General features: G+C 61.1%; 6 protein-coding genes and 1 tRNA gene. 3 read left to right on the forward strand and 4 right to left on the reverse strand.

The window, feature by feature from the left end; genetic code table 11:
• Positions 1–67 precede the first annotated feature (67 nt).
• A complete protein-coding gene (locus tag VGY55_18960; protein HEV2972061.1) occupies positions 68–2,488 on the reverse strand; it encodes a PAS domain S-box protein in 2,421 nt (806 codons plus the stop codon).
• 197 nt (positions 2,489–2,685) lie between these two features.
• Positions 2,686–3,687 carry a hypothetical protein gene (locus VGY55_18965; GenBank protein ID HEV2972062.1) on the reverse strand — a complete coding sequence of 334 codons (1,002 nt, stop codon included), beginning with the start codon at positions 3,685–3,687 and terminating at the stop codon, positions 2,686–2,688.
• Between the two features lie 489 nt (positions 3,688–4,176).
• Here VGY55_18965 and VGY55_18970 point away from each other — a divergent pair, with 489 nt between their 5' ends.
• A complete protein-coding gene (locus tag VGY55_18970; GenBank protein HEV2972063.1) occupies positions 4,177–7,209 on the forward strand; it encodes an N-6 DNA methylase in 3,033 nt (1,010 codons plus the stop codon).
• A 102-nt stretch (positions 7,210–7,311) separates the two neighbouring features.
• On the opposite strand, the gene VGY55_18975 is transcribed toward VGY55_18970, so the two are convergent.
• Positions 7,312–7,384, reverse strand: a tRNA-Glu gene (locus tag VGY55_18975).
• 320 nt (positions 7,385–7,704) lie between these two features.
• Between VGY55_18975 and pyrF the strand changes: the two genes are divergently transcribed.
• Positions 7,705–8,616, forward strand: a complete 912-nt coding sequence (gene pyrF, locus VGY55_18980; GenBank protein HEV2972064.1) for an orotidine-5'-phosphate decarboxylase — start codon at positions 7,705–7,707, stop codon at positions 8,614–8,616.
• A gap of 103 nt (positions 8,617–8,719) precedes the next feature.
• On the opposite strand, the gene VGY55_18985 is transcribed toward pyrF, so the two are convergent.
• Positions 8,720–10,738 carry a hypothetical protein gene (locus tag VGY55_18985; GenBank protein ID HEV2972065.1) on the reverse strand — a complete coding sequence of 673 codons (2,019 nt, stop codon included), beginning with the start codon at positions 10,736–10,738 and terminating at the stop codon, positions 8,720–8,722.
• 124 nt (positions 10,739–10,862) lie between these two features.
• On the opposite strand from VGY55_18985, the gene VGY55_18990 reads away from it, so the two are divergent.
• A partial coding sequence (locus VGY55_18990) for a YdjY domain-containing protein (protein HEV2972066.1) occupies positions 10,863–11,586 on the forward strand: 724 nt, incomplete at its 3' end.

The raw sequence follows: 11,586 nt of genomic DNA on the forward strand, positions 1-11,586 counted from the left end.
ATCAGGCATCAACGAGATCGTTCAAGACGACGATCGCCATCCCAGCGATGAACGGCGGGACTCGGTCTCAGCCGTCGGTCGGAATCGCCGTCGGCCGTATCGGCACATTCGCCAATAGCTGCTCTAGTGCGGCGAGACTAACCGGCTTGACGAGGTGATAGTCGAAACCGGCGTCCTTAGTTTGCCGTCGATCATCATCTTGTTCATAGCCGGTCAGAGCCACGAGAATCACGCCTTCGAGTCCCGGTTCCTTGCGCAGTTGGCGGGCCAGTTCGCAACCGTCCATGTTCGGCATCCCAATGTCCGAAATCACGATGTCCGGCCGTTGGGACTTCGCTAGTTCAAGCGCGGATGCCGAATCCTGGGCAGCGCAAACATCTTGCCCCATCTTTTCCAAGAGCTTACCCAGCACATAGATCGCGGCCTGCGCATCGTCCACGATCAGAATCCGACGAGTCGGTAGCGGAATGCTCTCGTCCCGAGCAATCGGGGTCATTGGGCGCACAGCAAGCGGAAGATGGATGATAAACTCGCTGCCGGCGCCAGTTCCGTCGCTGCGGGCCTCGATCCGGCCGCCGTGCATTTCGACCAAATGTTTGGCGAGCGGCAGTCCGAGGCCCAATCCGCCGCGGGAATGACTGGCGTGGCTATCCACTTGGGCATACATATCAAATACCCGCAGCAGCATGTCGGGCGGGATTCCCAATCCGGAGTCCCGAACCGACAGCACCACTTCATTCTCTTTGTGCTGCGCGGTCAGCCAGATTTGACCGCTTCGATCCATGTACTTGGCGGCATTGTTGAGCAGATTGACAACGACCTGAACCAGCCGAGTGGCGTCTGCGTTCACCGTTATCGGGCTCGGCGAAATCGAAACCACAAGTTGATGACCCGCCGCCTCGATATACGGGCGGCTCGTCTCGACGGCACTCGCCAAGATGGCGGACAATTCGACGATTTCCTTTCGCAGTTCGGACTTGCCACGCGCGATGCGCGAGACTTCCAACAAGTCGTCCACGAGCCGCACCATGTGAGTGACCTGCCGTTCCATGATGTTGCGCACGTGTTCAACGGCGGGGTCCAGATCATCGGAGAGCTTAAGGATATCGATCGCGTTGCAAATGGGGGCTAGCGGGTTCCGCAGCTCGTGGGCCAACGTCGCCAGGAACTCATCTTTGCGACGATCGGCGAGCCGAAGTTGCTCGAAGAGACGAGCATTCTCGACGAAATCGACCGCCTGGTGGGCACAAAGGTCGATCAGCCTTTTAACGCGCTCCGTCGGCTGGTGAGGCTCTCGAAAATGTGTCGACAAGACGCCGACAATTTCACCCGAGCGGGCGATCAGCGGCGTGCTGTGAATCGCTCGATATCCGGCTTGTCGCGCCACGTCCCGATGACCAGCGTCGACCGGATCGGTTTCCATATCCTCGACTACGTGGCGCCGTCGCTCTCGAAAACTCGAACCGTGCAGGTCGTCGATGGGACCGAGACGCTCGAGCGATTCAAGAAACTCATCATCAAATCCATGGCTCGCCGCAACCGCCAGTCGTCTTTGCTCGGGATCGTACAGCGATAAGAGGCCCAGATCCGTCTCCTCGATTGCCATCGCCGAATGAAGAATCTCCTCCAAGACAAAATCAAGCTCCCGCGTCGCCGAGAGCCGCCGGCTCATTTCGTGGAGCCGCCGCAAATCAGCCTCGTCGCGCTTTCGCGCGGTGATATCGCGGGCGATCTTCGAAGCGCCGAAAATGCGGCCATCACGGTCACGGAGCGGCGAAACCGTCAGGGAAATATCGACTCGGTGGCCAGCCTTCGTCAATCGCTCGGTTTCGAAGTGTTCGATCCGCTCGCCATTGCGGAGCCGTTCCAGGATGAAACGTTCCTCATCCAGTCTTTCCGGTGGGATGATGATGGTGATTTGCGATCCGATCGCCTCCTCGGCCGTGAATCCGAAAATGCGTTCGGCGCCCCCGTTCCAGGTAAGTATCCGGCCATCGAGCGTCTTGCTGACGATCGCATCGTCGGACGATGCCACGAGCGAAGCGAGAATGGCGCTATTGCGATCGGCTTGCTTCTGGTCGCTGAGATCGATAACGATGTTGATTGCGCCCGTGATCTTGCCCGAGCTGTCTCGGATCGGGCTGGCATGCGCCAATACATTGCGGCGGCTGCCGTCCGGGCGCTCGACAATAATTTCCTCACGGTGGTATTCTTGGCCTGTTTGCAAGGCCAGCGCCATCCAACACTCCTCGTGTCGAAGCGGAGTTTCGTCGGCCGCGAGCAGCCGAAACGAGCCGCAGAAGCGGTCCGCGGGATCGTTGAGTTTTGGTTCGCGCCCCCAAACCTCGGCTGCGGGCCGGTTGAAATAGGTAATCTTGCCTTCCGGATCACAGATATAGGCGCCCGCCGGAAGTCGATCCAAAAACTCCACGAAATCCATCTGATTCAATTGCGAATTGGAACTGGCCGCCTTCGATCGTCGTTTCATCTCCGCGCCTCCGCCAAGAACGGGATAGTCAATTGAAGGAAAGAATCACGAATTCCAGGAAAGCCAGGTCGGCTGACGGACGTTTTCTGTCGTTTGGTATCCTGCCGCCCCCTAAACATCAATTCTTGCAAACGGGGGGACGCAGCGTCCGGCTGCGTCCCCCTAACAAGTATCCGACACTTACGACTGGGGTGCAATCAGCGGCGCGGGCCGCCTTCGATCGCTCGGCCGACTGCGGCGCCGGCTCGGCCGACCGCCTCGCCCGCTCGACCGACGCCGGCTTCTGCCCGATCTACGGGTCCGCGATATCCGGTCCAATAGCGATAAGGGAAACCGCCATAGTAACCGTAATAGCCGCGACCATTACCGCCGTAGTAGTCACTGTTGCCGTAGTCCGAATACGCAGCGCCCGGCCCCGAGGGCGACCACTGGCCGTTCTGATAGATCAGCCAACCGTTATTCGTCCAGTACCACCAATTCCCATTGGAATAGCGGAAATTGCTGTCGGCGCCTCCATAATCATTGGCGTAGTCGGACCAGTTGCCGTCGTTGTAGTACGACCAGCGATTCTGCGGTCCGTAATACCACCAACGACCGCCATCCCAGCGGTAGCGCCAGCGATCGACGTTGCGATCGGCAAGGTCGCGATCACGGCGGTCCATATTGCGCGCATTGGCGTCAAATCGCGCGTCCGGGTTCGTGACATTGGCTCCCGGAGGAACATTGATGTTTGCGCCTCGGGGCCCTTGCACGTTCACATCGGCGCCGCCGGTAGGACCGCCGGGTTGCACTTGCACGTTGCCGCCTCGTGGTCCCTGCACATTCACGTCAGCGCCCGCCGGCCGGCCAGGTTGAACCTGTACGTTGCCACCGCGCGGTCCTTGCACGTCGACTCCGGCCCCGGTCTGTCCGCCAGGTTGTACTTGGGCATTGGATCCGTTCGGCGCCGCGACATTACTCCCGGCATTAGCATTCGCGCCGACTCCGGCGTTGACTCCCACATCGGCGCCAGGCGCGGCAACATTCGCTCCGCCGCCCGCGTTGGCTCCGGCGCCCGCGACGGCAGGCCCGCCGACGTTGGCTCCCCCGCCGGCATTGGTTCCTGCTCCAGCCCCTATCCGCGGCCCTTGAGCCAAGAGCGCCGCGCATCCAAGCGCCACGACCGCCGCCGTGCTCAGTTTGACAAAGACAAACCGCATGATCGCACCTCCTCGATGAAAATTACGCTTTTGCCAGCGGCTCCCTTCCCATCGTCGCAACTCGTCGGAGCCAACCCGATCGCGACCGTCGCGTCGGGAAACTAAACGAGTGATTCGGAATTGCACGCTCTGCATACGCCGTGCCAGACCTCGACTGCCGCTCCGCTCGGCGGATAAGCGGTCTAAACTGCAACTCGACTTGGCCAAATCGCGACCGGTCGATGCTCGGCGCGACTCGAAATGATAGCAAGGGCATGTGTCTTATCGAATCGCTGGCAACAATTCGACCAAACTGTTTCAGGCGACGCCAAACTCAGGGAGGCTGATTCGCCCACCAATTACCGACCGGTCGCACTAGCTGGCAAAGCTCGCCTGACCCGCTAAACTTTGGACTCGGTTTTCGGCTGAAAGCGTTGCCTGCCGACACGGCTAGCGGCAGGCGCCGCGCGGCCTAGACCCAACTAAAGCGTTGATCCCGGGACGTCGGGTATGAACAAGACATTTGAGCAAGGCAGGAATGAAATTGCCTCGCTCAGCCAATATCTCGCGACGAACCGGCAAGCATTTTGCGCTGCCGGCATGAAGGAAGCCCACGTTCGGCAGTCCCTGATCGATCCTTTTTTCGAGGCGCTTGATTGGGACGTGCGAAACGCGGAGAGGGTTGCACCGCAGTACCGCGAAGTCATTCCCGAAGACAGCCTCGACGTGGAGGGCCAACAGAAGGCTCCAGATTACACCTTCCGCGTTGGCACTCTGCCCAAGTTCTATGCGGAAGCCAAGAAGTGCGGCGTCAACATCCACATGGATCCCGCTCCGGCTTACCAACTTCGCCGCTATGGCTGGAGCGCGAAAGTCGCCGTCTCGATCTTGACCGACTTCGAAGAACTCAGCGTTTACGATTGCACTCTGCGGCCGAGTCTGGGCGACAAGGCTAGCCGCGCGCGAATCCTCTATTTTCGCTTCGACGAGTACGCCGATCGCTGGCGCGAGTTGTGGGACGTGTTTTCGCGAGAAGCCGTCTGGTCCGGGGCATTCGACCAATATGCCGCGTCCAAGCGGAAGCGTGGCACTTCCGAAGTCGACGTGGAGTTTCTCAAGGAAATCGAAGGTTGGCGCGAGTCGCTGGCCCGCAACATGGCCTTGCGAAATCCAGACCTCTCTTCCGATGATTTGAACGCGGCCGTCCAATACACGATCGACAGGATCGTGTTCCTTCGCATGGCAGAGGATCGGGGTCTGGAGCCCGAACAGCAACTCATGAATCTATGCGGAGAAACAGACATCTACTCGCGTTTCATGCGCGGCCTCTGTCGCCGCGCAGACGAAAAATACAACTCCGGCTTGTTTCATTTCCAGAAGGAAGAGGGCGAATCGGATGCGCCCGACCGAATCACGCCGAAGCTGTCGGTCGATGATAGGGTCTTCAAGCCGATTCTGCAAAGCCTTTATTTTGCTCACGGCTCGCCATATCACTTCGGCGTGATGCCGGTCGAAATCTTGGGGACCGTTTACGAACGCTTCTTGGGCAAAGCGATTCGACTGACCGTTGGCCATCAAGCTAAAGTGGAGGAAAAGCCGGAGGTTCGCAAGGCCGGCGGGGTCTACTACACGCCGGCTTACATTGTGGACTACATCGTAAAAGAAACGGTCGGACGCAAGATCGAAGGCCGAAGTCCCGCTCAACTGGCTGGGCCGCGAAACGGAAAGCAGCCGCTGCGAGTGCTGGACCTTGCTTGTGGAAGCGGATCGTTCTTGCTCGGCGCCTATCGGCTCCTGCTCGACCATTGCCTGAGCTGGTACGTGGCAAACAAGCCGCAATCGCACAAGCGAGCGGTCTACAACGGTATACGGTCGGGCCAATGGCGACTGACGATTGAAGAAAAGAAACGTATATTGACCACGCATATTTTTGGCGTGGACATCGATCCGCAGGCCGTCGAAGTGTCCAAATTGTCGCTTTTGCTGAAGGTGCTGGAAGGCGAGAACGAGCAAAGTGTCGTCCGGCAATTGAAATTCTTCCGCGAGCGGGCGCTGCCAAATCTGGCCAACAACATCCAGTGCGGCAATTCCCTGATTGCTCCCCAGCAGCTCGTTGGCGATTTACTTTCTCAAGCCGACGAAATGCAACGCGCGAACGCGTTCGATTGGAAGCAACACTTTCCCGAAGCCATGAAGGCGGGCGGATTCGGCTGCGTTATCGGCAATCCACCCTACATCCGTATCCAGACGATGAAGGACTGGGCGCCGCTGGAAGTGGAGATCTATAAAACGATCTATGAATCTGCGCGAGCGGGCAATTACGATATTTACCTGGTTTTCATTGAACGCGGTTTACAACTATTGCAAGCCGCCGGGCGACTCGGCTTTATCGTTCCAAATAAGTTCTTCCGCACGGACTATGGCGAAGGCATTCGGCGCGTGCTCTCGGGGCTGTGCAGCGTTGACCGCATCGTCGATTTTGGGCACCATCAGGTTTTTTCAGCAACAACCTACACATGTCTGCTGTTTCTCGAAAAGGATGGTGCAGCGTCGTTTCAGTATGCCGCGAGCGAGGCGTCGCCTGAATCGATTCAAGGTCTTCGATTCTCGAAACGCAGCAGCAAAACGTTGACCGCCGACGCGTGGACCTTCGAACCGCCTGAGACGGCTTCGATTTTCGCCAAGCTGCAGGCCAGGGCAACGCGTCTGCTCGATCTTCCTGCGACCGTGAGCCGGGGCAGCAGCAGCGGCGACGACGATGTCTTTATGTTCGAACGCGGAACGGTCCAGATTGAAGACGGCGTTGTCAGGACGCCGGTGTTCGCGAGCGATTTCGGTCGTTATTGGTTCGCGCCTAGCGGAAAATGGGACATCATCTTTCCCTACGCCCTTGACGATGGCGAATATCGATTGATGCCGGAACGCGAGTTCAAGCGTCAATTCCCTCGCGCGTACGCATACCTTCGCGGAAAGGAGCAAGCGCTGCGGCGCCGCAAGCAATTCAAAGAGTGGTATGCCTATAGCGCCCCGCGCAACCTTTTGCTGCACGGTGAAGCGCAGATTGCCGTGCCATTGCTCGCCGATAAAGGACTCTTTGCGCGTATACCAGAGCGGCTGCGGTCTCAACTATGCCCGATGGCCAGTGGGGGCTTCACGATTGCGATTTCCAAAGGATGTCGGATGAAACCTGAGTATGTGCTGGGGCTTCTTAACTCGAAGCTCCTATTCTGGCGGCTTCAGCGGATGAGCAATGTCTTCCGCAGAGGCTGGATCACATGCACGAAGCAATACTTCGCGGAGTTGCCCATCCACGAAATCGATTTTGCCGACGTGGCTGACAAAGCGCGGCATGATCGGATCGTTTCCCTAGTTGATTCGATGGTGGCCGTGCGCAATCAACTTGCCGCCGCGAGGTCCATGGCGCAAAAGGCCGTGCTCCAGCGGCAGATCGACTCCACCGATCGCGAGATCGATCGGCTCGTGTACGGTCTGTATGACTTGACCGCGGAGGAAGTCGAGTTGGTCGAGGCCGACAGCAGATGAGGCTCACCCATCCGATGCCGAACTGCATGAATGCCCGCCGAGAATCAGATTCACCGAGCCGCGCTCCATCCAATGTCCGCCAACTGCGGAGCATGGCGCGAATACCCCCACGGGGAGTCGAACCCCGGTTTTCGGGCTGAGAACCCGACGTCCTGGGCCACTAGACGATGGGGGCGGGTCGGCGGTTGCACAGACGAGGAACTCCTCGCCGCGGCACTGGCCGCATGAGTAATTTAGTGGCCGCCGCGAACTGCGACAAGGGGCCGAATTCGGGGCTGGGGACTGGGGGCTCGGGGCTCGCGAGGCGGGCGTTGGCGACCGTGACGACATGGCGATTGAGCGGGGCGGGTTGCGGGACTGGCACGCGGAGGATAGAAGGGCGGAAGAGCAGCGATTTCGCCTTCCTGCGTTGTCGGTCGCGTGTTGTACTTGGTACTTTGTACTTCGTATTTTGATCCCCAGTCCCCAGTCCCCAGTCCCCAGCCCCCAGCCCCTATGTTGTCCTTCGGCGAGCGATTGGCGGAAGCGGTTCGGCGGCGCGGGACGAGCGTCCTGGTCGGGCTCGATCCGCGAATCGAGCAGCTTCCAGAGATCGTTCGCAAGCGGGCTGGGGATTCGGCGAGCGAGCAGGCCGCCGCGTATCGGGAGTTTTGCCAAGGGGTGATCGATGTGGTCGCGCCGCTCGTGCCGGCCGTTAAGCCACAGGCGGCATTTTTCGAGGAGCTGGGGCCGGCGGGAATGCAGGCGTTGGCCGACGTGATCCGCTACGCCCGCGATCGCGGTCTGCTCGTGATCGTCGACGGCAAGCGAAACGATATCGGCTCGACCGCAACGGCTTACGCCCGAGCTTATCTGGGGGCCGAATCAAGCGCTTGGGGCGCCGATGCGCTGACGGTCAGCCCGTATCTGGGGGCCGACAGCATCGAGCCGTTCGTCGAGGTGGGGCGCCAGCGCGGGGCGGGGATCTTCGTGCTCGTAAAGACGTCGAACTCTGGCGGAGGACAGTTTCAGGACCTCGCGTGCGAAGGCCGGCCGCTCTATCGGCACGTGGCCGAGTTCGTCGAGCGGCTGGCGACGGCCGGGGCCGGGGCGAGTGGCTACGGCGACGTGGGGGCGGTCGTTGGGGCGACCTGGCCCGAGCAGTTGGCCGAGCTGCGACAGGCGATGCCACATGCCTGGCTGTTGATCCCCGGCTTCGGCAGCCAAGGGGGAACGGCTCAACACGTGGCGGCGGGATTCGATTCGCGAGGGCTAGGGGCGATCGTGAACAATTCGCGCGGAATCATCTTCGCCCACGCGCGGCCGGAATTCGCTGGGCGTTTCAAGCCGGCCGAGTGGCAGCAGGCCGTCGAAGCCGCGACGCGCGAGATGATCGCGCAGTTGCCGCGAGTGGCGAGTGGCAAGTAGCAAAGGCCGGTGCGATGCCATCGTGCCGGCGCACCCGGTCTTCGGTTCGCAAGCGAACCGGCTAACGAACGATCTTCGGCCTCCGACTTCCGACCTCTTCTTCTCATTCAATTTCCAAAATCGCCTCGGTCTCGCCGTCACGGCGGAAGCGCGCCAGATAGAAATCGGTCGAGAGGTTCATGCCGAGCAGAGTTCGGTTGGCCGGTTCGGAAAGCGACCGGTAAACGAGCCACTGGCGATTGCCGAACTGGACTCGGTAGCCGACGGCCAAATCTCGCGGCTGGTTGTGTCGTTGCTCGGCGACGGTGAGCTGCCGCCAGGTGAACGCCTTCTCGGCCCCGCCCCGTGACAGGTCGAACCAAAGCGGAGCGAAGAGCCGTCGGCCGCTGCCGGCTTGCCGCAGCTCGAGCGCGGCGCGATCGATGGCCAGCGAGCCGCCGCGCGCGTCGGCCCGCCATTCGGGAAGCGCCAGCGGCAGCACGAGCGCCCGGGCCTTATGACCTTCGAGCAACAATTCGCGCGTTTCGGCCGCAGTGCTCGCCGTGAGCCGCGGCGCCAGCGGCAAGCGACCGCGATACGACAGTTCGTGCGGCCGATCGCCAAGCACCGCATCGGCCAGAAACAAGAATTGATCTTTTCGGGCCAGCAGCATCTGCCGTTGGACGCGGAGCGAGCCGGACAGATCCATCTCCAACTCCAAATAATCGCAGTCGTCGTCGCTGACCCAACATACTTCGCGCCACTCGCTGGCCGGTTCCGCCAGGTCGCCATCGACGCGAACCTCCAACTCCCAACAGCCGCTGAGAAACAGATCGGCGCCGACGGCCAACTCCGCTCGCACCGAACGAGCGCCGTAAGCCACGGCAAATCGCTCGCCCCGCGCCCCCCAGTCCGGACGGAGCACGGCAATCTCCGACCATTCGGAATGCACGGCGGCGGCGGGCAACTGCCGCGGTTTGATTCGCAGCGCGGCTTTTTCGCGGCGCGTGGCCAACATCGCGCGGATCAAGCGACGAATCGGTTTGTCCGCGATCAATTCGGCCGCCACGTCGACCAGCCACCCCGCGGACCGGCTTGCCCCATGCGTGGCGGCCGTCTCCGTGCTGGCGGCACTCGCCGCCGCGTCGTTGGTCGCGCCGGCGTGGGCCAGAGCGCCCGCGAACGTCGGCGAGCCGTCTTGGCGCGAGAGACGAACCACTTCGCGCACGGCCAGCGGGAATTGCTCTTCGGCTTCGGCATTCCAGCAGCCTCCTTCAAGGTGCTCGCCGATCAGCCGGCAACGGGTCCAGCAAGCGACGAGTGGACGCAGCGCGGCCAGGTGCCGGCAGTGCGGCAATCCTTCGCCGTCCAATAGTTCGGCCATGCCATGCGAAAGGGCCGCCGCGGCCGGCGATTGCAATGGGCGGCAAGGGTTCAATTCCGGAAACAAATAGGCGAGCGTCAGCGGCAACTCGCCCGCCGAAAGCTGGTGGCCGAGCGGATCGGCGTCCAGCGCGATCGCCGGCCGGCGCGACATTTGGTGCAATTGCCGCCAGACGCGCCACCATGAATCGCGATCGAACAGGTTGACGCGCTGGGCGAGCATGTGGAGCCAGGCGAGCGACTCAAGAGCAATGGCGCTCGCCGTTTGCGGACCGTCGCGGCGCACCGAGATCGGCAACTTGCCGTTGCCGGAATGTGAATTGCCGTTACGACCGCCGTGCGTCTCGGCGTTGGCCGGCGCCGGGTCGTCGCTGGCCCAGTTCTCCTCGAGCCACTCGAGCGAGTTTACTGCTACGGCGTCGTGGCTGGCGCCGCGTTTCGATTGGCGTCCGAGCGATTGAAACAACCATGCCAGCCGGTCCGCTTGGGACGGCGCGGTGTCGCCCCAGGTGAGGACGCTGTCTTTGCCCGTCCACAGACGCGCGATCGGGACGGGACGACGGCGGCGGAGCAGGTGCCGCTTCCAGGCTTTCCAGCCGGCGATGTTTTCACCGGCCGAGTAGCTCTCGCGCACTTCGGGCGGGGCCGTTTCGTGCCAAAATGATTCCTCACTCAACAACGGCCCGTGCTGCTCGCCGCTCGCTAGCGGTGGTTCGGCTAGCGCCGCTCCGCCGGAACTATGAATCTCGTGAGGTCGCATGCCGCTATCCATGAGGCAGGAACGTCTGTATTCGAAACTGCGAACCGGGTATCTTAACAAGTAACTGCCGCGGCTGAAATTGCCCCGGCCACTTTCCCCGGGCCATTGACCTGAAGAGGTGCTTATGTCCAGCCGCATTTGGCGGACGTTGTCGATTGGAGCGCTGTGCGGCGCATCCGGCCTATTTGCTTTGGGCCTGCGCGGCGATGAACCGCAGGCGTCTGATGCTCAGCCGGCCAAGCCGTCGGTCTCAGTGGACCCGAGTCAACTGCCGAAGCAGGCGACGGACGAAAAGGACAAGAACATCGTTTATCTGTCCGAAGGCCGCGATCTGTGGATCGACAAGAAGAACAAGCAGGTGGTGATGAAAGGAAAAATCGCGGTGCGCGAGGGAAACTTGGAGATGTTCGCCTGTCCGCAGCAGTCGAAGGAATACGAGTCGATTATCGCCGTCACTCCGCGAAAGATGGAGTCGGTCCACGCTGGACTGTTGGCGGTCGGGGCGAAGCCGGGCCATCCGGCGAAGTTCGACACGAAGTTCACCCCGGCCACTGGCAGCCGAGTCGATGTCGCCGTTCGCTGGACCGACAACGAGGGAAAGCAGCGCGAAGCCCGCGGACAGGATTGGGTCCGCAACATCAAGACCGGCAAGCCATTGGAATTCGGGTGGGTCTTCGGCGGGAGCGGATTCTGGACTGACCCCGACTCGGGAGAGAAGCGCTACCAGGCCAATGATGGCGACTTCATCTGCGTGGTGAATTTTCCCGATTCGATGCTCGATCTCTCGATGGAAAGTCCAAAGGACTGGAGCGAGCATTTCTACGAGCCATTCACCGACCGCATCCCGC

The sequence above is a fragment of the Pirellulales bacterium genome, assembly GCA_035939775.1.
GTDB lineage: Bacteria > Planctomycetota > Planctomycetia > Pirellulales > DATAWG01 > DASZFO01.

Excerpts from the sequence above, each read along its gene's own strand:
- VGY55_18960 (HEV2972061.1), bottom strand. The coding sequence starts at position 2,488 with ATGAAACGACGATCGAAGGCGGCCAGTTCCAATTCGCAATTGAATCAG.
- VGY55_18965 (HEV2972062.1), bottom strand. The coding sequence starts at position 3,687 with ATGCGGTTTGTCTTTGTCAAACTGAGCACGGCGGCGGTCGTGGCGCTT.
- VGY55_18970 (HEV2972063.1), top strand. The coding sequence starts at position 4,177 with ATGAACAAGACATTTGAGCAAGGCAGGAATGAAATTGCCTCGCTCAGC.
- pyrF (HEV2972064.1), top strand. The coding sequence starts at position 7,705 with ATGTTGTCCTTCGGCGAGCGATTGGCGGAAGCGGTTCGGCGGCGCGGG.
- VGY55_18985 (HEV2972065.1), bottom strand. The coding sequence starts at position 10,738 with ATGCGACCTCACGAGATTCATAGTTCCGGCGGAGCGGCGCTAGCCGAA.